The following is a 23,647-nucleotide window of genomic DNA, read 5'->3' as shown; positions in this document are numbered from 1 at the left end:
GCTTACATACCCAGCAAGTACATAAATCAGGTAAACGATACCACTCAGCTGTTGGTTTCCTTTTTGCCGAAACCGGGAACATCCTAGATAACAAGAGAATAATAGAGGAAGTGTTGGTTTATATGAATTCACCATCTACTGTAGAAGTTAGAAATAAAATGAGAGAAATGAAACCGTGGGTTCGCCGTTTTGGGCGTTTTGGCTTTGTTGCCAAAGGGCTGGTTTACGGAATGGTTGGGGTTCTTGCTGCCTTAGCCGCTTTCGGACCAAAAGGAAATACAACCGGGACATCGGGCGCCCTGCAATCCATCGCTGAGATGCCATTTGGTGAAATTGCACTCTGGTTTATTGGTATTGGGCTGATTGGTTATATCTTGTGGAAGTTTATTATAGCGATAAAGGATCCAGAAAATGAAGGAACAGATCCTAAAGGCCTTGTCAAAAGGACAGGCTACTTTATTAGTGGGTTAATCTATGCGAACCTAGCTTACGGTGCCATCAAATTAGCCAGCCATACCGGTTCCGCTGGCGGAGATAACTCAGAAAAAACGATTTCCGCAAAGTTAATGGAACAGCCGTTTGGCGAATGGCTGGTTGGCATAGTAGGAGCCATTATTATTGGATATGGGGTTTATGAACTGTATAGCGGGGCAAAAGAAAAATTCATGTCTAAATTCAAGACCTATGAAATGGATGATAAAGAACGCAAATTGGCGGTTGTAGCAGGCAAAATCGGGTTAATATCAAGGGGAATTGTTTTAAGCATGGTAGGATTTTTCTTCATACGCACAGCATACACCAATAATCCAAACGAATCTAAAGGACTCGGCGGTGCTTTAACCGAACTTGCAAACCAGCCATTTGGCCAAGTGATGCTCGCAATCGTCGCCGTAGGGCTGATATTATATGGAATCTACCAAATCATTCGCGGGCGTTATCAGCATATGAATTTTGGGTGATAAAATGAATGACGATAATATTGAAAAATGATAAAAAATATAAATGAATAACAGACTTTTGCAGTACAAATAGCAAGCAAAGAACGCCAGGACTTATATCCTGGCGTACTCTTTTGGTTCTTTACACATACAAAGGTTTTATTTCTTTAACAAAATATGATTATTGTTTTCTAAAGTGGAAGTTACTATAATTCTGCCGCAATAGCTCTCCCTGCTATGCGTCCTGTAAAAAGGCAGCCACCCAAAAAAGTTCCCTCAAGTGAACGATAGCCATGTATTCCCCCGCCCCCAAACCCGGAAACTTCACCAGCAGCATATAATCCTGGAATAGGCTGTCCAGAAGAGTTCAAAACTTTTCCTGATAAATCAGTTTGTAACCCTCCTAAGGTTTTCCGGCTGAGGATATTCAAACGAACTGCGATTAAAGGGCCGTTTTTTGGATCAAGTATTTTGTGCGGTGCTGTCACCCGGATTAATTTATCGCCAAGGTAATTGCGTGCGCCGCGCATAGCGGTTATTTGCAGGTCCTTAGTAAATTTATTATCGATTTCACGGTCTCTTGCTTCTATTTGTCTTTTGATAGTTTCCAAATTTAATAGGTTTTCACCTGTTAGTTTATTCATGCCGGAAACCAGGTCGGCCAAATTATCCGCAATAATAAAATCTTCTCCTTTATCCATAAATGCTTTTACAGGATCCGGAACACTTTGTAATGCCCTTCCAATAACTTTTCGAATGCTTTTTCCCGTTATATCAGGGTTTTGTTCTGAACCGGAAAGGGCAAATTCCTTTTCAATAATCTTGTGTGTCAGAATAAACCAGGAGTAATCATAGCCAGTCTTTTTGATTGCATCAAGGGTTCCCAATGTATCAAATCCCGGAAAATTTGGTGCCTGGAATCGCCTTCCCGTTGCATCCAGCCAGATGGAGGACGGTCCTGGAAGGATTCGGATCCCATGGTTGTTCCATATAGGATTCCAATTCTTAAGTCCCTCGGTGTAGTGCCACATGCGGTCTGGATTCACGATGCGGCCGCCTGCCTCTTCTGTTATTGCCAGCATCCTGCCGTCAACATGGGCAGGTACACCTGTAACCATTTCTTTGGGAGGTTCGCCAAGTCGGCTTGGCCAATTTTTCCGAACCAGGTCAAGGTTGCCCCCAATGCCTCCGCTTGATACCAATACTGCTTGGGCTCCATATTCAAAGCTGCCGACTACCTCCCTGCTGCTATCTTCTCCGCGAGCTGATGTACTTGGCAAAAGAACTGAGCCACTCACCCCAACAACCGCACCATTTTTTGTAATAAGTTTATCTACTCTGTGGCGTGGAAGAAACTTAACTAGTCCGGTTTTAATATGTTCACGAACTCTTCGTTCAAATGGGGCAACAATGCCGGGACCAGTTCCCCAGACAATATGAAATCGAGGCACGGAGTTACCGTGCCCATCGGCAAGATAACCGCCTCGTTCCGCCCAGCCAACAACCGGAAAGAAGCGGACACCCATTTTAGTTAACCAGGCACGTTTCTCTCCTGCAGCAAAATCAACGTAGGCTTCCGCCCATTTCCTGCCCCAGTAATCCTCAGTTTCCTCCCGGTCAAATCCGGCAGTTCCCAGCCAGTCCTGCCATGCTAGTTCCTTAGAATCTTTAATACCCATCCGCCGCTGTTCAGGTGAATCAACCAGAAACAATCCCCCGAACGACCAGAATGCCTGCCCACCCATTGACGCGTCAGGCTCCTGATCCAAAAGCAAGACCTTTTTACCTGCATCAGCCATTTCAGCTGTTGCTACAAGACCGGCTAGCCCTGCTCCCACAACAATTACATCGAAATTCACGCTTCTTCCCCCACTCTATTTCAATATTCAGTTAATTTTAATATATCATATGTTATAGCTCTTAATTTCACTGGTCTCTATAATTCTCCTCCCACTTTGCCCGCCAATCTCTATAATCCTCATCTTCCAGAAACTCTTCAACTGTAAGTCCATCAAGAGAATGCGGCGACCCCGCTATCCCTTTTCCAATGGGAAAAGATGTTCCACCGATAATTTCCCATCGTTAAAAATAAAAACGCTTAATTCAACTTTGCTTGAAAAACCGGTTTGCGGTCCGTAAATTTTGCCAAGTGGATGATTCTTAACTATGAATACTTCCTGTGTTATTTCCTTTCCGATATAAGGATCTGGTTTTACAGGCTGGACCGCCCACACCATATCGTAAGGCTTATTCAATAAATCATGCTTTTTGAAGGTAAATGATTGCTTCCCCTCATAGGACTTAATGGAGTATCCTTTATCTTCAAGATATTGTCTAGCTAATTCAGCATTTCCGTCCAATTTTGGGCCGCAACCTGCCAGTAAAAAGAGAAACACCAAAACGAGTATTCTTTTCATAGTTACTCCCTCTCACTTTTGGCAAGATATAATATTTCCTGGATAACAGCCATGATATCTTTGCTATCTTTTATCATGAATAAATGGTCTGCTTCATCTTTCGTCGGGTTGACGATATCCTCTGTCAAGGAATCTTTCCGCTGTTTATTTAGTACGTCCATAAAGCTGGAATAGTTACCGCGGAAAATATCCTTACTGCGTTGACTTACTGCTATACGGTCTTCGAGAATATCATCAGGGATATCAAAGTGGACCTGAATACGAGTGAAATTTCTTTGCGGAAACAATTCTTCAAGCAGGTAAGCTCGACCTTTACGACTGCGATTGGAATTGCATATGATAAGATGATGATTCGTTTGCTCAATTGTATATTGGACAATTAGTTTGGAAATCGCATGTTTGAGTGTATTGGGGCCATTTTGTGACTGAAGTTTTCTATAATATGTATTAATAAATGCAGCATGAATGTCTTGGTCCATAACAATGGAGTGATCAAGCTCTTTTTCAAGATTCCTTGCAAAGGTTGTTTTTCCGCTGTGAGTTTTGCCAACTGTTATGACAACTAATCTTTTCATCAAGCTGCCCTTCTTTCAGAAAAATTAGGTTTCCAGGCTTTTTATTTTTTTTCGACAAGGAGAACCGTTTTTTCTCCAACACCATTATTACAGCCTTCTAGCACATACTCAGTTTTATCCTCTACCTCTTTTTCAACAATCCTTTCGCATGTGGATTGTTCAATACTTCCCTGTCCGTATCCATCCCTTGTAGAATCATAGGTTGATTGAATGCTTTTACCGTCAAAAACCAAATTATGAAGCATCGGGGCTCCCTCTGAGGTATTAGTGACGAGCCTGATATCGCTTTTTTCCCCTTGCTTGACACGTTCTAAAAAAGAGTAAAATACTTCAAGGTGTGTTATCTCGCCTTGTATGTCGACTACATCATCCTTAGAATGAATATAATCAGGCAATATCTCTTTTACTTCAGGCAGTGTTTGTTCCTCCTTCTGGCAGCCGGAACCTACAAAAAGTATAAAAATTATCGCGATTACTTTTTTCACCCTAATCCCCTTTCTTTAAAACCAAAAATACTTAGTTAAATATTACCATTTCATTCCCTTTATGAATATCTAATATTAAATTTGTATGTGTTCCCCCTAAGGTGATTGGGTAATCTGATTGTATGATTACTTAGCAAAGGTGTGTTAGAGAGTGAAGAATAAGTTATACTCAGAAATTGCTGTCCCAATAGAGGTTCCATTTGGCTTCATGCCCGGAAAAGAATCGGAGCGGGATTTTACTTTTGATATAGAGAACTGCTTTAGGGATTACCTTCTGAAAAAAAATGGACAAACCTACGATGTGTGTCTTGATGATCAGGGACAATGGTATTTTTTCATTTCAATGGAATGCGGTACGCTCGACGAACTGAAGCTCTCAAGGCAGATTTTTCGTCCCCCCTATTTAAAAGACGAGCATCTTGAACTTGTAGATATAATGGAAAAATTGGAGATTAGACCATATTATGAGGGACACGATAAAGCATACGGCCATGTGCTTTCGCTTGTGGATAATCTTGATACCGTGTCTGCCTTTAAACAGGCCCGGCTTGCTAATTACGATGGCACCGATGACCCAACGATCATCAAGAAAATCCATTTCATTGAGAATGAATATAAAGGAGAAAAAACTCGCTTCATCTCCGGCTTTGAAACTCGCTCATTCGCAACAGTGACAGAAAACGAATTCTACGCAAAAGAAATCCACCTTCAAGGTAATGCAAGGACTTATTTGAAACTATTCATTTATTTCACACGGTACGGCAAGTTGCCATCTCAGCAAATGATGCCGAGATTCCTGGGAAACCTCTGGGCATCGACACAAAGCTTGAATAAAGCAGCAAACCCTGCTCTCTTTAGAGATGAAGGGGTAGAGTGACTAAGATCTAATTAGTCTGGTTCCGTGGCAATACGATGACAATAGGTGCACAGCTGGAAAAAGATACCCATGATAGCTTGGTTTTATGTTGACGGTAATTTCTTTGCCACATTAATTTCGTTCGGATCTTAGCTTAGGCTCCGACTGTATTTCCATTGCAACTCCAACTACGGTCGCAGCTTTGCTTCTTCTGCGACCGTATTTCCTCCACTACTCCATTTTCGGGCACAGCTTTGCTTAAGCTGCGACCGTATCTCCTTCACCTCTCCATTTTCGGGCACAGCTTTGCTTCTTCTGCGACCGTATTTCCTCACTTCTACATTTTCGGGCACAGCATTACTTAAGCTGCGACCGTCTCTCCTTCACTTCTCCATTTTCGGGCACAGCTTTGCTTAAGCTGCGACCGTATTTCTTTCACATCTCCATTTTCGGGCACAGCTTTGCTTAAGCTGCGACCGTATCTCCTTCACCTCTCCATTTTCGGGCACAGCATTACTTAAGCTGCGACCGTCTCTCCTTCACTACTCCATTTTCGGGCACAGCTTTGCTTAGGATGTGACCATTTTCTTTTATTTCATTCAAGGCCAATGTTATTACCATGGCCAGGATCCAAGATTAAATTTAATATAATTTACCGTCTGTAAATTCACCCGAAGCGGACTTTAAATTCCATTCTATCCTCCTATCAAGAACGCATTAACATTATGACAGGCTGTTACTAATATAATTTCTGTAGAGGTGATCAATATGCCAAGGGCAAAGTATACGGACAGTGATGTTGCATTGGTGGCAAGAATGATGAGGGCGGAAGCCGAGGGTGAAGGTCAGCTGGGAATGCTGATGGTGGGCAATGTCGTTGTTAATCGATTGGTATCCAATTGTCTTGACTTTAAGGATTTACGGTCTATTCGGTCGGTGATTTTCCAGATCCAGGGTGGGAATTACTCGTTTGAAGCCGTGCAGAAAGGTAATGTTTTTTATAACAGAGCAAGAAGTGTGGAGAAGAGGTTGGCGAAGCAAACTCTTGATTATTGGAGGCAACACCCTTCCAAGTTTGCTCTCTGGTATTTCAACCCATATGCGCCATGTCCGCCAACATGGTATGACCAGCCTTTTTCTGGACAATATAAACAGCACTGTTATTATGAACCTAAGGCAAATACTTGCGAAGGCGTATATATCGGATAGCAAAGACCCCCATAGTTTGGGGGTTGAGTTTTGCAAACTGCAACTAATTAAGCCGGGAAAAGGCATTCCTTCTCCCGGCTTCCTCATTATTTTGTGTTCGTAAACCCGCCATCGATGCTTATTACTTCGCCATTAATGTATTCCGCGTTGGATGTCAGTAGAAAAGTGACCAACTCTGCAACTTCTTCCGGCTTGCCAAGACGTCTTTGTGGAATTCCTTTTGTTGCATTTTCCTTCATAGCCGGATTTGCTTCATAAAACTCTTTGACCATCGGTGTCTCGGTTGGTCCCGGAGCAATCGCATTAACCCGAAGGCCATCTTTTCCGTATTCTGCCACCATGCTCTTTGTTAATCCAACGATGCCATGCTTTGTAGCAGAATAGGTGACAACAGAGTCCTGACCAATCACACCTGCACTTGAAGAGGTATTGACGATTGAACCTCCGCCATTCTTCAGCATCACCTCACCAACATAACGGACACCATATAGCGCACCTAAAAGATTAATTCCGACGATTTGCTGGATTTCTTCGATAGAAGAGTCCAAAAAGTACGAACCCCTTCCGGAAATACCGGCATTATTGAAGAAGTAATCAATTTTGCCGAAAATTTCAACCGTTTGATCAACATATCTTTTCACGTCTTCTTGCTTCGAGACATCTGCCTTGATGAACATCGCTTCCACACCGCGTTCTTTTAGCATCTCGACTGTTTCATTTCCGCCTTTTTCGCTGATATCAACGACTGCAATGTTTACTTTTTCTTCTGCTAACCTTAGGGCAGTGGCCTGTCCTAAGCCACTGCCTCCACCGGTAATGATCGCTACTTTATTTCCGTTTGCCATTTTTCCAATCTACTCCTTTAATTAATCGGTTTTCACATACTTCAGCTATTGCTTTTTCTTTTCAAGTGCCTTGACTAACTCTTCTCCCATCAACTCTGAAGAAAATGGGTCACGGCTTGTGACAAGCTGTTCATCTGCCCATACAGCATGACCCGTTTTTTCTAGATCACCCTGATCGTATTCGCTGATTTTTCTCATTTCCTGCTCCAAACTAAAAGGCAGGATGTCCAACAGACCCTCTGGCTCCATTTCGTCTGGATAACCGGTTACTTTTTTGCCAGCGATGAAACTTTCACCATTAGGACGCTTTGCGAACACAAGCGGAGCTGGACCATGACATTCTGCCGCAACAATTCCGCCCGCATCATGGATCTTGTTCATGATATTATGCAAATCCTCATTCTTTGCCAGGTCATACATGGCACCATGCCCGCCTACAACAAGCACGACATCATACTCATTTGGATTCACATCTGAAAGCTTCATCGTATTATCGGCTTTGCCTGATTCGTAAAGTTCCTTATAAATGCCTTTTGGATCATAATCCTCACTTAGACTCACCATATCAATTTGAGGCTTTCCTCCAAGCGGTGATGCCAGGTCAACCTGATGTCCTGCATCCTCCAGAATCTGCATTGGAGCGAATAATTCCTCACCCCACCAGCCAGTTTCATAATTATTTTTGTCATCCTTATATCCACTTGATAGAACTGCCAGTACTTTTGACATTTGAAAAAACCTCCTCTATTGATTCCAGAGTTTGTTTTCCCTATTATAGTGCCCATTACTCTTTTAAAAATTTCCATTTAAAATAAAAACGCCCGGACATCCGAGCGTCTAAGTTAATTCCATTTGTAAAAGGCCATCTAATGCGAGATCTTCCATTTTAAGAAACGTTAACTTGCACACTTGCATTGAAACTCTTTTCCCTAACATTTATGATTCTTGTCAAAGTCTCGTTTCAACAAAGAATACATATATAAATCATCAAATTTACCCTGTGTAAACTCATAATCCCTTAATAATCCTTCTTTTATAAAACCGAATTTTTCTACTAATTTTTGTGATGAACGATTCTGTGGCTCTATTAATGCTTCTATCCGGTGAAAATTCATATGCTGGAATCCGTAGTTAATAATAGCTTCAACTGCTTCAGCAGCTATACCTTTTCCCCACAGTTCTTGACTTAATTCAAAGCCAATTTCAGAACGGAAGTGCTTAGAAACAATGTTATGAAAACCACAACTGCCAATCACTACTCCTTGTTCCTTTAAAGTAATTCCCCATCTTATACCTGTTCTGGCGTTATGTATTGATTGATACCAGGAAATCTCATCCAATGCATCGTTAATCGATTTAAACGGTTCTAATCCATAGTACTTCATGACCTCTTCATTAGACAGATACTTAAATATGCTGCTAGCATCGTCTTTTATCACTTTTCTTAATACTAATCTTGCGGTCTCAAGTACAGGAAACGTATCAATATCCATTGTAAAAGCAGCCTCTCCTTAAAGATATCCCGTCTTATTTACCTGCTTATTTCAAAACTATTAACCTTTTTGAATACTCCCTTATGATTCCGTATAATGGTGATAAAATTTACTAGAATGCTGCTCTAATAAATTCTAGTTGTTTACTTCCAAATCCGAAAACAACATCCCATACACCATGCTATCGGTCCATTCACCCTTATTCCAAAAATCTTTTTTGAAATGAGCTTCTTTTCTCATCCCTATTCGTTCGCATAACTTTTGGGATGATTTATTTCTTGCGTCAAGGGTTGCTTGTATACGGTGAACCTGAAACTCATTGAATAGCCACCTGACTAGACTGCTCACCGCTTCTGTTGCATAGCCTTTTCCTGAAACTTCACTAGCAAAACAATATCCAATCTCAACCGTATCTTTCATATTTGTATACCAAACAGATAAATCACCAATTACTTTAGTATCAGTTACTACTGCTAAACTTAAGGTTGTTTCTTTTGTGAGTGCACTATTTTTAATTTTCTTATCGAATTTCTCTTTTTATTTTCCTCGGTCCACTTATCATGCAAGAGATATTTACATGTATCCTCATCCTTATAAATTGTAAAAACTTCTTGTAAGTCTTCACTATTAAAAGCTCTAAGTAATAATCTTTCCGTTTTGAGCTCCAATCTAAACCCTCCAAATCGAGTAGCGCCATTTATACTATATAAAACTTGCGACAATACTTTTTGAATCTTGCACTCTTTTTAAAGATAGAAAGAGAAGCTTTAAATATGTTTATTTATCAACTTTGGTATTGGGTCTCCAATCAACTACAGGTTTATCCAATTGCGGAGGAAAATTTAATTCTTCCGCGGCAGCAAATATAAATTCTTTACAGAAGTAGAAGCTTCTATGGAGTACTATCTTACCGTTCTCGATCTCTTGATATTGTATGTCATGAATCATCCTGGTCCCATCTGCTGCATCAAAGAAAACAACGATAACATTTTTACCCCAAAGCAGAAGCTCCTCTGCTCGGAAGCCAGGAAGTCCAAAACGCATAGAACCAGAGCGCATTTCTTCTTTTGAAAATTCTTGAAAGCCCATTGGAGCCTCATTTTGGGCTTGTTCAGTCATGAGTTCTAAAACTTTATCAACATCTCCATCATTTAATGCCTTTAAATAAGATTGAATTACCGTGTTACTAGCTGGTTTATCTATAGAAACAAGAGAATTCGTTTTTTCCTGAATAGGATTTTCAGAAAGTTGCTTTTGCATTCTCCTTACGGTCGCATATACTGCACCTGGTGTTGTTTTAACCATACCGGCCACTTCCTTTGCGGTAAATGTAAAAACTTCTTTCAGGAGAAATACCGCGATTTGACGTGGAGTAAACAATCCTAATAGGTACTCTATAGCCTCTTCTGCATCAAAGCTTTCGGAATTATATTCTGCCTCAAAATCCTCTTCTTCCAGATGGCCTACATAACGCTTTTGTTTTCGGCAATGATCAATCCAAGTGGTTGTAGCTATTCTATAAAGATAAGACTTTGGATTAGTAGGGTGCCAGCGTTGATAGATACTTCCATATGCTTTGACCATCGTTTCCTGGAATAGATCCTCGCCATCCCACGGTGATCCTGTTAAATAGCGACAATACCTCCATAGCCCTTCTCTAAATTCCTCAATTATTTGATTGAACTCAACCTTTAATTCACGAGTTTTCTCAGTAAACGTTAACATTTGATTTTCTTCTGATTTTCCCATAGTAACCTCCTTTAGTTCACTCACTATGTATAACGAATGGGACAAGGGAAATTATACGCATACCCAAAAAAATTTTCTCGATACCTTGTTATAAAAATTCATTAACTATTGACCAAGTTATTATTACAGTATTTAATGAGAAATTTTGAGAATCTTACTGTTTGATCCAATTTCTCTAACTCTGTGCTAAAAATCTTTGTCTTTATACCTTTACGTATATTCATAGCTTCATTAATGATTTTATGCCATTCCAATGGCAATTGGGTTAATCCATACTCACCAGCGTCCAATTTGGATACGATATCATATTCCTTTATCGTATAAAACTGGCGAAGTAATCCTAACACCGTCCATTCTATTTCTAAATCTATTTTTTCTCTTGGGAGATTTACCAGTTGTTCCATTGAAGCTTCGGCCATTAGAATCCTATTTGTCCAGTATGTATTCATATTGCCAAGTACATAGGAAGATAATTCTTCAGGGTGGAGGTCAAATTGAAAGTTCTCTAGCTTTTCCCCCAAAATGGTAATTCCCTTTCTTTTTAAAACCCACCAAGTAATTGGGTTAAAATTAAAAAAATCACCAAAGTGCAGTTCACCATTATTATAATACGGGCAGCAAACATCATTTCCTCTGTTTTTGTGAAATACTCCTAAATCCTCGCGAAGTGCATAGACTCCATCCATTTCTGGCTTTTTATATTTATCTGCAATGGTTGTATGTATAAAGGTTAAAGCTTTCGAATCCTCTTCTGCTAAACTCCTTTTTGTCACTGTGATAAAGTCAATGTCGCTAGAATCTTCGACGTATGCATTTAGGGCAATTGAACCGTGTATATATAACCCTTCCATCATTCCAGGAAAATGTTCATTAAATAGATTTATATACTCAGTTAATATTGTATCAACATCTTTTGGTATTCCCATCAATAAACTCCCTTTAAAAGAATTTGCACTAATATTTTATCATTAAATCCCATTTTGAATCATATAACATTTCACAATTAAAAAACGGCGTGGTAAATTTCCACGCCATTTACTTAAACATCTTTTTATCAGAAAGAATACTTAGCTTCTCTATTAGCTTATTCTGCTAAAACCTTTTCCCCGACAAATTGATCAAAAAATTCCAGAATCGTCCGGTTCACAAGGATTTCGTTTTCTTTTTTCGAAAATCCATGACCTTCATCATCTAAAACAAGGTATTTGACTTCACGGCCCTTTTCCTGAAGTGCCTTGACAATCTGGTCGGATTCCTGCTTCACAACTCGAGGGTCGTTTGCTCCCTGGATGATCAGCATTGGCTTTGTCATGGTGTCCAGATAAGTGATTGGCGAGAACTCTGTCAATTTATCGAAATCCTTGACTGGATCGCCTACCCATTGGTTCATGATCGGCTTCCAGTGCTCTGGGACTGATTCAATGAATGAGAATAGGTTCGACGGTCCGAAGATATCAACTACGGCTTTGAAATATTCCGGATGGCGGCCGTGCAACAGAAGCGCCATATATCCGCCGAAGCTTCCACCCATCAATAGTGTCTTGTCCCTGTCAGCTAAACCGTTCTCATAAATATATTCAAGGCCTGCGATATTATCGAGGCGCGGTCCTTCGCCCCAATTTCCCTCGACCATCTTAGTGAACGCCAGTCCATAACCGGTTGAACCGCGGAAATTCGGTGCGAAAATACTATACCCTCTGTTCACAAGGAACTGGAACATCGACCGGAAAAATTTCCTTTCTGCTGCCTGCGGTCCCCCATGCGGCCAAAGGACGACATGGCCATTGCTTACGTCTTCATTCGCTTTGAAAAATAATGCTTCCATTGCTAGTCCATCATAGGATGGATACGTGATTACTTCTGGCGTTATAAGGTCTTCTTCCTTCACACCCGGAACAGTCAGGTTGGTCAGTTGAACCCATTCATCACTACGTGCTTCCATTTTAAAAATATTATTAGGCTTTGTCGCTGAACCAGCCAAAATATACACATTTCCACTCTTGGCAACCATGCCGCCATGGATAATCGAAGCAGGAAGATTCATATTTTCATACGATCCATCAGCCAGACTGTATCGATACAAATAATCTTCGACACCCTTTGACGTTACAAAATAAAGGCTATGGGAACTCTCACTATGTCGAATCGCACCTAAGTCTTCCTTTTCAATCGAAAGGACTTTTGAAAATTCATGTGTCTCTAGATTGAACTTTGCCAGATAACCAAAATCCTCACCAAAGGTTGTGACAAAATAGTACTCATTCCCAACGAATACTCCCTCACCAACAGTAAATTGCTCATCCGTTTCCGGAGTCAGGGAATACGAACGCCCATTCTGAAGAATAAAACCCGGCGAATATGTATTTGCATATTGCTTGATATAGGCAAAATTACTCTCGTCTTCGTCAACAGCCACTAAGAAACACGCAGCACCTTCGCCCTCAACGACAATGTCTTCCACATCGTTTTCGATGTCGTAACGGTAAATATTCAAGAATGTCTGATTGCCTTTTGTAGAAGTATAATAGAGACGCTGGTCATCCTTTGACAAAAACGGAAGCATGTGGCGGTGGCCCTCAGCCGTACGGAGTGGCACCATTTCGCCGCCTGCAGGTGGAAGAGCATACAGCTGACCGTTTTCATCTCCATCCTGGTCAAAACCTACAACCAAAAACTTTCCTGCATTTGAATACCGCAATGCCTGGCACGTCTGATCAATAAACGTCAGCGGATACGGATACTGGTTCGGCAAATCCATTGCCCATAAATTATACTTGCCTGTTAAATTCGTACTGAACACTAATTGTTTTTCATCAGGGCTTACCGTAAAAGCTTGAACATTAAACGTACGATAAAAATTCTCAACATCCGGCTTCTTAAACTGCATCATTTCCCCAACCCCTATTATTTTAGAAATTTCTATCTATACTGAAAACTTAAACAGAACTAAGGCCAAATGTCCAGCCAAAAACAAAACACACTTTCGACATGTTTCTTATCCGGACTGGGCCATAAACACAAACTGCCACAAAGTACAAAAAAGCGACAAACCTTAAAAATAAAGTCATATCCTGCGCTTTCCCGAGAAATAATTTACGGAATTCAGGAGGATTTCCTAGTCTAAAATTGAATTTAAAAAACATAGAAGAATGTCTTGGGGGAAATGATTTGTTATTTTACTTCTTATGCATTTCAAAGCTAGTAAAAACTAATGAGGAGTTGATAGCGGGTGTTATTTAAAAATTCGCTTGCAGGTATACAACCTGAAATGTTGGAAGGCTTCTTTGTCGGTTGGCCAACGCCACCAAGTCCAGAGACTCATTTCAAATTATTAAAAAACAGCAGCAAAGTCATCTTAGCATTCGATAAAGAGTCTGAACGAGTTGTTGGTTTCATCACAGCAATCAGTGATGGGGTCCTATCAGCCTATATTCCCTTCTTAGAAGTGCTGCCAGAATTTAAAAATAGAGGAATCGGCAAGGAATTAGTCAATCGAATGATGACAGAACTTCATGATATATATATGATTGACTTGTGTTGTGATGATGACCTTGTCCCCTATTATGAAAAGCTGGGTATGATAAAGGCAAATGGGATGCTTTTAAGGAATTATGAGATGCAGTCTGGGATTATTAAAAGTTCTTAGTATCAGATATCTCCAGAGTCTTTCGTTATTTTTACAAATTTCCCCCTCTGGTCTGTGGATTATCTATAAAAAATGCAATAAAAAAACTCTCACCACCCAAGAATTATATCTTGAGGACGAGAGTTATAACTTCGTGGTACTACATCAGTTTGTTGATTTGTCGCCAAACCAACCTCTTCGGGAAGTTAGATACCCTATCTTTATTTCGGAAGAACCCGTCTTATGATCCCTATTTCTTCATTAGATTAGCAAGAAGCTCCGAGACTTTATTCATTAAGGTAGATATTTCTCCCTTCCAGCAGACAGGAGCTCTTTGTGAATAACCAATAATTAACTACTCTTCTCATCAACGCTTATATAATTTGGTATTTTAAATATTTTATCTGTTATATTAAGTTAAGACAATAAATATCTTCTATCCGGTCAATCATTAGATTTTTGCCCCTCACAGCCAGCGCCCGAACAACCTGTAAAATTTATAACTAAAAAACCTCTTACTGAAACAATTTGTCTGCCACAAACATCAGTTATAACTGTTGGAGTAAAAAATGTTGCTCCCCCAAAAGAATAACAGTTATCGACACAGGATTCTTGCCCACACGTATATCCAATTATTTGATCAACACAGACAGTCGTATAAAAATTTAATGGTGATCCCTGATTTGGAAAGAGTGGTTGATTGGCGATCACGTTAAGTGCACTTATATTAACTTTTAAGCAGCCAACTAAATGTACAGACTCAAGAAATACAGAACATTGCAGTGGGTTGCCTCGGCATGGATTTGGTATTTCCACTGGTTCTGCCACTGTTTCAAGTAAGCATTTCAATTGCGAAACGTCTACACTAAAATTTGAAAACCCTGCAGAATTAAATGTAAAGCCGTCTGGAACAACTGCAGTGGCACAGAAGTCCACCGTATTTTCACATTCTAACTGTTGTGTTGCAACAGGCTCTTCCACTATTTCACCCTTATGGTTAAAATGAACAGCACCTTCTTCCGCTCCCACAAAATCAGTCCCTTCCTAAAAAATGTCCTTATATATAAGTATGCAGGAAAGAAAGAAGTGAAAGGGACAAAGATACAATTATCAACAAACAAAAATGCCGTGGGTTTCCACGACATTTCAGTTTGTTATTCACCAAAGGAAAGCTTTCCTGCTCTTGCCAAGACCTATAATTAGAATACATATCCATTAACTTGATTTCCGTCCAAGATAGGCCTCCATGATCCGCGGGTCGGTCAAAAGGTCACTGGATTTTCCTTCTGCGACAATTTTTCCTGTTTCAAGCACATATCCATAATCAGAAATACGGAGAGCCAGCCTTGCATTCTGTTCCACAAGGAGAACGGTTGTCCCTGTTTTGTTAATCTCCTTGATGATCTTGAAAATGTCGGCAACAACAAGTGGAGCCAGTCCCATTGAAGGTTCATCTAGCAATAAAAGTTTTGGTCGGCTCAAGATTGCCCTCGCGATTGCAAGCATTTGCTGTTGTCCACCAGAGAGGGTCCCACCCAGTTGCTGCTGCCTTTCCTCTAGTATCGGGAATCTATCCATCACTTTTTCAATATCATGTTTAATCTCATGATCCTTGCGGTGATAGGCACCCATTTCCAGATTTTCGAGCACGGTCATACCTGAAAGAATTTGCCTTCCTTCAGGAACAAGGGCAATTCCTGTTCGCACCAGCTGATCCGGCCGCCTTCCTGTTACATCCTCTCCAAGAAATTCTACCTTTCCCTCCTGGGGTTTTAAAAGGCCGCAGATCGTTTTCATTGTAGTGGATTTACCAGCACCATTTGCACCAAGGATGGTAACAATGCTGCTTTCCTCAACCTCAAGACTTATATTTTTCAGCACACTGATTTTTCCATAGGAAGTAGAAATACCCTGAACCTTAAGCATATATTTCATCCTCCTCACTCCCGAGATATGCCTCGATGACATCAGGATTATTCTGTATTTCAGCAGGTGTGCCCTCGGCAATTTTCCTGCCAAAGTTAAGCACCGCAATCCGGTCACACAAATTCATCACTAGCGGCATATCATGCTCGATCAGCAGGACAGTAACGCCATTTGCCTGTATCTTTTTTATCAACTCAAACAAACTGCTTGTTTCGGTTTCGTTCATCCCGGCTGCCGGTTCATCAAGCAGCAGCAATTGTGGATCACTTGCCAGAGCTCTGGCAATTTCCAGCCTTCTTTGCTGACCGTAAGACAGGCTGTCTGCAACTATCTCCCCATATCCCGCCAGGCCGACAAACTCTAGCAATTGATTCGCTCTGCTTCGTATATGCACCTCTTCTCGTCGCTGTGCTTTTGTTCTGAAGACACTGCTTAATACACCCGACTTGCTCCGGCAATGCTCCCCTACCATGACGTTTTCTGCCGCTGTCATTTCAGGGAACAGGCGGATATTTTGAAATGTACGGCAAATCCCTTTTCTTGTAATCAGGTGTGGCTTGATTCCGCTAATATTTTCCCCGTTAAAAACAATTTCTCCTGATGTTAGGGGAAACATCGATGTAACTAAATTGAACATCGTCGTTTTTCCTGCTCCATTCGGTCCGATTAGCCCGAAGATTTCACCTTTATTGATGGAAAAGGTGACATCGGACACTGCACTTATTCCGCCAAAATTTTTACGCACTTTTTTGATTTGCAGTACCATGCTCTTTCCCCCTTTTCTTCGTTTTCATCTTCAGCCATTTAAGAAGATGAACGTCAATGAGTCCCTGAGGACGGACAGCCATCATGATGAGGATAATCAAACCATAAATCATATAACGGTACTCACTGATAAAGCGAAGAACTTCAGGCATGACAGTTAAAAAGAATGCTCCAAAAACCGGCCCCCAAATGACCTCGCTGCCACCAAACACTGCAAAAATCAAAATCTCTACTGCCCTATGGTAAGCAAAGTCAGCCGGACTGATATAGGCAAGCACGTGAGCATACAAGGCTCCAGCAAATCCGGAAAGCAAAGCCCCCTGTGTAAAAGCAAGAACTTTAAAGTAAGTGATATTGATCCCCATTGATTCAGCTGCCTTTTCATCCAATTTGATGGCAGCAAACGCCCGCCCGATCCGAGAGCGGTTTTGTCTTCTGAAAAACCAGACAATCCCCGTCACAATGAATAATAAGAGCAGAAAAACCATCAAAAAAATGAATTGATTGTTTTGCAAACCTATCATCCCCGGGTCAAAGCCCACTTCCTTAAAATTTCTGAGGATTTCCCTCCCAAGATGTGGAATAGTAGATAACCCAATAGATCCTTTCGTCAAAGACTCCCAGTTTACTAAAACAACACGGAGGACTTCTCCAAATCCGAGAGTAACGATGGCCAAATAAACTCCTTGAAGCCTAAGTGTCGGAATTCCAATAATAATACCGAACAACCCTGCCATAAGTGTCCCGGCTAAAATGCCAACCAGGATCGAAATATCGAAGTTCAATGTCAAAAGCGCCGATGTATAGGCACCTATTCCCATGAACCCTGCATTTGCGAGTGAAAGTTGGCCGGTAGCAAGTGTGATATAAATGCTTATGCCAAGTATGACATTGATCAAAATAAATGAAGCCACCTGTAAATAGTATGGATTGATAAGTTCTCCAAGCATTGGTTCACCTTCTTACGCCAAAATTTTTTGGCCGAATAATCCCTGCGGCCTAATCAGGAGAATGACAATGATTGCCACAAAGGCAATTGCATCCCGATAGCCCGAGTCTCCGTACACCACAATGAAGGTTTCCGCCAATCCAAGGATCAGGCCGCCTGCCATAGCACCCTTGACATTTCCCATTCCACCGAGAATGATAATGGCCAATCCTTTTAAGCCAATAGATAAGCCCATTTGAGGGGTGACCGAGTTAAACGCCATTCCGACCAGGATTCCTGCAATTCCCCCCATAGCCGAAGCGATAATGACAGTCATGGTGATTGTCTTTTTCGTATCGACTCCAAGAAGACTGGCCGTTTCAAGGTTCTCTGCCGTCGCCCTAAGAGCTTTGCCTGCTTTTGTCTTCCCAAGCCAATACGATAGTGTGTACATTAAAATAACAGAAATCATAAAAATGACAATTTGGACCAGATACACTGTTATAGATCCAATCTGGAAGCTGATTTCCGCAAAAGAATTATTGAAGGGATGGTTTCCTGCCCCAAATAAATGGTGGGATAAGTTTTCAAGCAAGATGGAAACACCAATGGTACTGATTAAAGGGGCAAGGTGTGAAACTCCCTGTTTATTTCGCAATGGTCTCAATGCAAAGCGCTCCAGTAAGTAGCCCATTATCCCAGTCACCAAAACAGCGGCTGCGAAAGCAAGCCATAGTGGCCCTTTGAAAGTGGAGGTTACAATAACTCCTATAAAAGCTCCAAACATGAATATTTCACCATGGGCCATATTGATGATGCCAAGCACCCCAAATACGAGTGTAAAGCCGAGTGCCACAATGGCATAAATGCTGCCCAGGGTAATACCGTTGATTAACTGTTCGATTAACATGGCATCTCACCTTCTGAATTAAAAGAAATTTCCATCAGCGGATTATTCCGCTGATGGATCTTAGGGATGACTATTCAAAAACCTTGAACTTGCCTTCGTCAATTACAAGTACAGTAGGCTCCATTACAACATCTCCTTCCTTATCAAACGAAAAGTTTCCAAGGATCCCCTGAAAATCTTTGGTTTCCGCTAATGCATCTCGAACTGCATCCCGGTCTGCCTCTCCAGCCTTCTTTAACGCTCCAGCCATAATATAAAGAGCGTCATACGCCTGTGCAGCAAACTGGTCGGGCTTTTTGCCGTATTTATCTTCATACGTTTTTACGAAGTCCTGTACTTTCTTATCGTCTTTTTCACCATACCAGGGAGTTGCCACAATCAAGCCGTTGGCAGCATCACCAGCAATTTTGATCACTTCAGGAGAGTTGAAACCATTCCCGCCGACAAACGGGACATCAATTCCCATTTTACGTGCCTGGTCCATAATGACTGCACCTTCGTTATAAAGAGCGGAAGCCAGGATTAGATCCGGTTTCAAACTTTTAATCTTCGTCAATTGTGCATTATAGTCAGATTGCCCTTTTTGGAAGGTCTCAATGGTCAAGATTTCAAGCCCCTTCTGTTCAGCTGCCTTTTTCATCGTATCGAATCCTGACTTTGTAAACACATCATCATTTCCATATAAGATTGCTACTTTTTTAGCGTCATACTTTTCAATCGCTTTATCGATCGCTGCTGGAATAGCCAGTGCTTCAGGAAGAGAATTACGGAATACATATTCACCAATTTGCGGAATTCCTTCTGCAGTAGTAGATGTTCCCATAATCGGCACCCCATTCAGGTCCGCTTCAGGACCAACTACATTCATCTCGGTACTTAGGGTTGGCCCAATAATAGCCGTCACATTTTCGGAATTCATCAATTTCTGCGCAGCGGTTAATGCCTGATCCTGCTTACCTGAGGAATCCTCAATGACGAGGTTGATCTCTACTTCTCCCTTTTTATTAATTTCTTCACTTGCAAGGTTCAGCCCGTTTGTAATTGCTTCACCATAGGCCGCTCCCGGTCCGCTGATATAGGATATAACTCCGATATCAGCTGTTACTTTTCCTCCTGCCCCGTTTGCCTCCTTTTCTACAGATGACTGGGCACCCCCACAAGCCGACAACAATAGCAGACTTGATAAGGTCGTAAACTGGGCAAATCTTCTAAATTGCTTTCTCATTCACATATTTCCCCTCTCTTTTTTTGAAAAATTATAATATTCTAAACTATATAACAATTAAAATACAAATCTTTTACAAAGTAAAGGCTAATAAAAAGAATTTTCTATTAAGTAATTTATTTAAACTAACCATCTAGATTAGGTAAGGTAACCAGAAAAAAAGAAGTAAAAAAAGGAACCTCCTTAAATAAGAAGACTCCTTATCAGTTTATTTTTTAAGAACACATACTCCTAGTTCATTAATCTCATTTTGAGTAACACGAGTATGCAGTGATTTAATTTTTTCACTTTCCCTATTTAGCGACCTACAATTACATGGGGATAACCCCACTGATTCCAAGTAATAAAGGAAATCCAAAACGGATCAGAAATTTATTCAATTTGCCTTCCGTTTAAAAACAAAAAAGCGTCAATCCACTTTCTGGATCAACGCACAATTTTCGCTAGTGTTTACTAATTTTCGGATAGTTCATCTTTTGAAGCATCTTGATGTTTTACACCTTTACTTTTATAGGGTTTTGCACTCTTTTTTTTATTTGCACTTGCTTGCCAGCGATTCCAGCCTTTTTTGCCTGTACCTCTGCCTGTTCCGCTCTTACCCTTATCTTTACTCAAAAAATCAACTCCATATTCTTGTACGTTCCTTGTTTAGTTTTATCCGTTTTTCATTAGTAAAAACCAAACTGATCGAAGTATTATCATATACCAGTCAGCTCCTATTTTCTATAATAAAAAATAAAGCAGTTCAATTCACCTGGAATTGGACTGCTGATCGTTTTGATATTTAAAATTCTGAGTTATATACTTTTTAATGTACTCGAATGATTTCATAGATATCTTCATCGTGATGAACTCTTGTATGCTTTGATTCGATTCTTTCAAATTCCTCATTTCCGACCTTTGGCAAAGTGTCACCTAACAACCAGTTTCTGAATTCATAGATAATGTCTGCTAACATCGTAATTCCTCCCGGAAATGGTTCTTATTTTTTTACACTCTCATTATACTTGTGAATAGTTTCACATGTAAAGCGCTTTCATTATATCCGGAATAGCAAAATAATATAGAATTATGAGAAACTTATCAAACATAAGACACTCAATTTATCTGTCACTATTACAACTACAAGAATAATCCTCCAAAATTCGAACAAAATACATATGATTAAAAAGGAGGTATTTACATGCCAAATCAAAATGATAACAAGTTCAGGAAAATCCAATCTGAAAGTTTCAAGCAAGGGAAATCGCAAGAGGAATACGCAGCTGAGCTAGAAATGAACAAGTTAAAAGCACAAAAGAGGAAGTAAGGAGCACTTTCTTTTTTAGAAGTGGTGAAAAAATGCCGTGGCATCACCACGGCATTTTGATATTTTTATTCACCCTTCAATAATGGGATATCCACCTCAACATCTAAACGGGTGAGAACCTTACCAAGTGTCTCAAGCCCGGACTTCGGATTGATTTTCGTCTCTAGATAATATACATCCCCAGAAATTTGTGATTGATAAGTATGAAGCTGAGTAAATGGTCTTTGATCTGGATGGAAGGGCTGGAGCGCAATGGCATAACGCTTGCCAATATCGGTAAATCCAAGGATAATGCCTGCTTTTACCAGGTTGTGCAGAGGAAGACGATTGTCTTCCATCCACTTCATCGCTTCCTTCCAAATTGCCGGAACGCTAGAACCTTCAATAACAGATTGATTACCATCCAGCTTTACTTTTACGTATAATGATTCCCACTTCTTGAAGCTCTTTCGCTCTGTTGAACTATTGTCATCTGCTTGGACTGTGTGGTTTGTAACCCTAGCCTTCAGCTGATCGAATAACTTCTCAACAGTCCCGACTCCAACATTGTCATACTTCGCTAAAATCACAAGCTCCATTGGAAGCTGGCTGACAGTATAAATCTGGTCTTCATTCAACTGTCTCAACAAACTTGGAATCCCCGTGAATTCCTCAGCAGTCAGTGGTACTTTCTTCAACTCATCTGTCACGACAAGATGATTCGCTTTGTAAAAGAAAAACAATTCGCCCTGGCGCTTCAGTGTCAAGTTCCTCCGCACTTTCTCTTCTTCGATAAAAACACCAAGCTCGTCGAAAAACTGCTCATCATTTTTTTCACTGTAACGCTTCACATTCTTATGCAGGCCTTCCAGGTTACTTGGCAGTTCACTAATGATTCGAGCCTCCTGCTCTGCACCAAGTCGAATCAAAAAAGTTTCGGACTTATCGAAACGCTGGGGCAACAGAAATACATCACGCAGAAAATAAGGAATTTCAAGAGATCTTCCTTTATAAGTGATCGTCCTGATTGGCGTAAAACCCGGTGTCTCCTGAACTTCGATTGCTATCGGCGCAGCAACTGCCGCGGCCACTTCCTCCATTGCCTGCGTCTCAGCTTGTTGTACTGGGGGGGTCTTCAACAGTTCTTCCAAACCCTTCAACCTGATCTCTAGCTCTGTCATATCGAAAACTTTTTCTGTCTGTGGAGAAGGATCCTGATATTCCGGCACTGCTGCTTCAATAGGACCGTACACCTCGACATACCATTTAACGATGCTATACAAAGATTCCCATGACAAAAGCGCTTCAGAATAGCGAAACATTCGCGCATCATGTGCTGCCTGGTTTCCCAATCTCCGAACCAAGTGCAGCGCATCTCGAATCTCAGGAATCAAATATCCCTGATCATTGAGCAAATCCAGCCTTTCTTTCAAACCAATCCGGGCACCCTCGGAAATTCCCTCTTGTTTGGTCACTTGCTGCAAAATATTTTCAATGAATACCCTTGAATGAGTCAGCATCGTTCTTGGACTAGAAAAAATACTATTTTCCAGTTCCCTGGCCAGTAATGCCAGTTCCTTTGAAAGCGGCTCTAAAAATTGATAGAAATATGTATGAGAATTCATTTTTGCTCCCTCGATTTTAGTCTCCTCTGATTTTATCATATTAATTCTTCTTTGATAGGCTCACCCGGAAATTGGGAATAGTAAGCTGACGTTGAAAATCAGTAAATAATTGATTAACAAGGTCCAGAAACTTATATACAAAAGGTTATCAATTCTCGTGTTTAGTATGGTTTTCATCTACATAATTTTTTATGAACAGGGCAATTTAAAGGTCAGGAGGCGGGATACACATGAAAGATAGATCCATATTGAATATCTTGACTTTAATTGGTCTTTTCGGAAGCATCTTTTTTTTGTCGAGAAAAAAATATAAATTTAAAGACTGGGTTCTTATTTATTTTATAAAGACTCTGGTCTCTACGATTTTTGACGGTCCAGTTATAAAAAGAAAATATGTTAAATACCCACATCGCTATTTCCCGAAACTTTTCGATTCCAACATTGTTTTTTGTATGTCCTGTTTCCTTTAACATGTGTGATGTATAATCAATTCACTAACAAAATGGATACCTTAAAGTCTATATTATGTGTTCCACTATTTAGTGGACCGATGACCATTTTGGAGCATTGGCTTGAAAAGAACACTGGTTTAGTTAAATATCATAAAGGTTGGAATAGCTATATTACCTTTATGGTTCTTTCCCTTACTTTTTTGTTGGTTAAAGGGTCCATAAAGGGAATTCTTTTATTGGATCAAAAATTCAACAAACCCTCAACAATTGAAAACCATGATGTCCTACCTAAATAAAGTACTTTTCTGTTCTAAAATGAAAATAAAAAAATCCCTC

24 protein-coding genes and 2 pseudogenes are annotated in these 23,647 nt (G+C 40.5%); 6 read left to right on the top strand and 20 right to left on the bottom strand.

The window, feature by feature from the left end; all coding sequences use genetic code 11:
• Positions 1-158: 158 nt before the first annotated feature.
• Positions 159-959, top strand: coding sequence for a DUF1206 domain-containing protein (locus QNH36_RS11875; RefSeq protein WP_349654847.1), 801 nt, complete (start codon positions 159-161; stop codon positions 957-959).
• 185 nt (positions 960-1,144) lie between these two features.
• Here the strand turns inward: QNH36_RS11875 and QNH36_RS11870 are convergent, their stop codons facing one another.
• The 4 genes from QNH36_RS11870 to QNH36_RS11855 form a co-directional block, all read right to left on the bottom strand.
• Positions 1,145-2,797 (bottom strand): FAD-binding dehydrogenase, encoded by a 1,653-nt coding sequence (locus tag QNH36_RS11870; RefSeq protein WP_283905342.1) that lies wholly within the window; start codon positions 2,795-2,797, stop codon positions 1,145-1,147.
• A gap of 174 nt (positions 2,798-2,971) precedes the next feature.
• Entirely contained in the window at positions 2,972-3,355 is a 384-nt protein-coding gene (locus QNH36_RS11865; protein ID WP_144475601.1) for a hypothetical protein, read from the bottom strand.
• Positions 3,356-3,357: 2 nt separating this feature from the next.
• The gene (locus QNH36_RS11860) at positions 3,358-3,930 is read right to left on the bottom strand and encodes an ATP-binding protein (protein WP_283905341.1); all 573 of its coding nucleotides are present in this window, start codon (positions 3,928-3,930) and stop codon (positions 3,358-3,360) included.
• A 41-nt stretch (positions 3,931-3,971) separates the two neighbouring features.
• Entirely contained in the window at positions 3,972-4,415 is a 444-nt protein-coding gene (locus tag QNH36_RS11855; protein ID WP_186326700.1) for a DUF4362 domain-containing protein, read from the bottom strand.
• Between the two features lie 151 nt (positions 4,416-4,566).
• Between QNH36_RS11855 and QNH36_RS11850 the strand changes: the two genes are divergently transcribed.
• Positions 4,567-5,292 carry a hypothetical protein gene (locus tag QNH36_RS11850; protein WP_283905340.1) on the top strand — a complete coding sequence of 242 codons (726 nt, stop codon included), beginning with the start codon at positions 4,567-4,569 and terminating at the stop codon, positions 5,290-5,292.
• 747 nt (positions 5,293-6,039) lie between these two features.
• Entirely contained in the window at positions 6,040-6,480 is a 441-nt protein-coding gene (locus QNH36_RS11845) for a cell wall hydrolase (RefSeq protein ID WP_144475604.1), read from the top strand.
• Between the two features lie 86 nt (positions 6,481-6,566).
• On the opposite strand, the gene QNH36_RS11840 is transcribed toward QNH36_RS11845, so the two are convergent.
• From QNH36_RS11840 to QNH36_RS11810, 7 genes and pseudogenes are all read right to left on the bottom strand, one after another.
• Positions 6,567-7,325, bottom strand: coding sequence for an SDR family NAD(P)-dependent oxidoreductase (locus tag QNH36_RS11840; protein WP_283905339.1), 759 nt, complete (start codon positions 7,323-7,325; stop codon positions 6,567-6,569).
• Between the two features lie 45 nt (positions 7,326-7,370).
• Positions 7,371-8,054 carry a type 1 glutamine amidotransferase domain-containing protein gene (locus QNH36_RS11835; RefSeq protein ID WP_144475606.1) on the bottom strand — a complete coding sequence of 228 codons (684 nt, stop codon included), beginning with the start codon at positions 8,052-8,054 and terminating at the stop codon, positions 7,371-7,373.
• A gap of 200 nt (positions 8,055-8,254) precedes the next feature.
• Positions 8,255-8,818: a GNAT family N-acetyltransferase gene (locus QNH36_RS11830; RefSeq protein WP_251541346.1), complete on the bottom strand. Its 564-nt coding sequence runs from the start codon at positions 8,816-8,818 to the stop codon at positions 8,255-8,257.
• Between the two features lie 135 nt (positions 8,819-8,953).
• Positions 8,954-9,486: pseudogene (locus QNH36_RS11825) on the bottom strand (GNAT family N-acetyltransferase).
• A gap of 109 nt (positions 9,487-9,595) precedes the next feature.
• Positions 9,596-10,567, bottom strand: a complete 972-nt coding sequence (locus tag QNH36_RS11820) for a sigma-70 family RNA polymerase sigma factor (protein ID WP_283905338.1) — start codon at positions 10,565-10,567, stop codon at positions 9,596-9,598.
• Positions 10,568-10,668: 101 nt separating this feature from the next.
• Complete coding sequence (locus QNH36_RS11815; protein ID WP_283905337.1) at positions 10,669-11,493, bottom strand: aminoglycoside adenylyltransferase domain-containing protein; 825 nt, start codon at positions 11,491-11,493, stop codon at positions 10,669-10,671.
• Between the two features lie 158 nt (positions 11,494-11,651).
• Positions 11,652-13,457 (bottom strand): S9 family peptidase, encoded by a 1,806-nt coding sequence (locus QNH36_RS11810; RefSeq protein ID WP_283905336.1) that lies wholly within the window; start codon positions 13,455-13,457, stop codon positions 11,652-11,654.
• A 339-nt stretch (positions 13,458-13,796) separates the two neighbouring features.
• On the opposite strand from QNH36_RS11810, the gene QNH36_RS11805 reads away from it, so the two are divergent.
• Positions 13,797-14,213, top strand: coding sequence for a GNAT family N-acetyltransferase (locus QNH36_RS11805; RefSeq protein WP_144475611.1), 417 nt, complete (start codon positions 13,797-13,799; stop codon positions 14,211-14,213).
• A gap of 423 nt (positions 14,214-14,636) precedes the next feature.
• Here QNH36_RS11805 and QNH36_RS11800 read toward each other — a convergent pair whose 3' ends face one another.
• The 8 genes from QNH36_RS11800 to QNH36_RS11765 form a co-directional block, all read right to left on the bottom strand.
• The gene (locus tag QNH36_RS11800; RefSeq protein ID WP_283905335.1) at positions 14,637-15,221 is read right to left on the bottom strand and encodes a hypothetical protein; all 585 of its coding nucleotides are present in this window, start codon (positions 15,219-15,221) and stop codon (positions 14,637-14,639) included.
• Positions 15,222-15,407: 186 nt separating this feature from the next.
• Positions 15,408-16,118, bottom strand: a complete 711-nt coding sequence (locus tag QNH36_RS11795; protein WP_283905334.1) for an ABC transporter ATP-binding protein — start codon at positions 16,116-16,118, stop codon at positions 15,408-15,410.
• Entirely contained in the window at positions 16,111-16,884 is a 774-nt protein-coding gene (locus QNH36_RS11790) for an ABC transporter ATP-binding protein (protein ID WP_283905333.1), read from the bottom strand. Before QNH36_RS11790 ends, QNH36_RS11795 begins: the two co-directional genes overlap by 8 nt.
• A complete protein-coding gene (locus QNH36_RS11785; protein ID WP_283905332.1) occupies positions 16,856-17,833 on the bottom strand; it encodes a branched-chain amino acid ABC transporter permease in 978 nt (325 codons plus the stop codon). The genes QNH36_RS11790 and QNH36_RS11785 overlap by 29 nt, the downstream gene beginning before the upstream one ends.
• 12 nt (positions 17,834-17,845) lie before the next feature.
• A complete protein-coding gene (locus QNH36_RS11780) occupies positions 17,846-18,721 on the bottom strand; it encodes a branched-chain amino acid ABC transporter permease (RefSeq protein WP_283905331.1) in 876 nt (291 codons plus the stop codon).
• A 70-nt stretch (positions 18,722-18,791) separates the two neighbouring features.
• Positions 18,792-19,946: an ABC transporter substrate-binding protein gene (locus QNH36_RS11775; protein ID WP_283905330.1), complete on the bottom strand. Its 1,155-nt coding sequence runs from the start codon at positions 19,944-19,946 to the stop codon at positions 18,792-18,794.
• Positions 19,947-20,399: 453 nt separating this feature from the next.
• Positions 20,400-20,561, bottom strand: coding sequence for a DUF3934 domain-containing protein (locus tag QNH36_RS11770; protein ID WP_251541362.1), 162 nt, complete (start codon positions 20,559-20,561; stop codon positions 20,400-20,402).
• Positions 20,562-20,754: 193 nt separating this feature from the next.
• Positions 20,755-20,904 (bottom strand): hypothetical protein, encoded by a 150-nt coding sequence (locus QNH36_RS11765; RefSeq protein WP_186326702.1) that lies wholly within the window; start codon positions 20,902-20,904, stop codon positions 20,755-20,757.
• Between the two features lie 225 nt (positions 20,905-21,129).
• Here QNH36_RS11765 and QNH36_RS11760 point away from each other — a divergent pair, with 225 nt between their 5' ends.
• Positions 21,130-21,255: a hypothetical protein gene (locus QNH36_RS11760; protein WP_023614463.1), complete on the top strand. Its 126-nt coding sequence runs from the start codon at positions 21,130-21,132 to the stop codon at positions 21,253-21,255.
• A gap of 65 nt (positions 21,256-21,320) precedes the next feature.
• Here the strand turns inward: QNH36_RS11760 and QNH36_RS11755 are convergent, their stop codons facing one another.
• Positions 21,321-22,898, bottom strand: coding sequence for a DUF4145 domain-containing protein (locus QNH36_RS11755; RefSeq protein WP_283905329.1), 1,578 nt, complete (start codon positions 22,896-22,898; stop codon positions 21,321-21,323).
• 191 nt (positions 22,899-23,089) lie between these two features.
• Here QNH36_RS11755 and QNH36_RS23975 point away from each other — a divergent pair.
• Positions 23,090-23,607: pseudogene (locus QNH36_RS23975) on the top strand (CBO0543 family protein).
• Positions 23,608-23,647 lie beyond the last annotated feature (40 nt).

Source organism: Mesobacillus sp. AQ2 (genome assembly GCF_030122805.1).
GTDB lineage: Bacteria > Bacillota > Bacilli > Bacillales > Cytobacillaceae > Mesobacillus > Mesobacillus oceanisediminis_A.
This window is presented reverse-complemented; position numbering and strand designations above follow the sequence as displayed.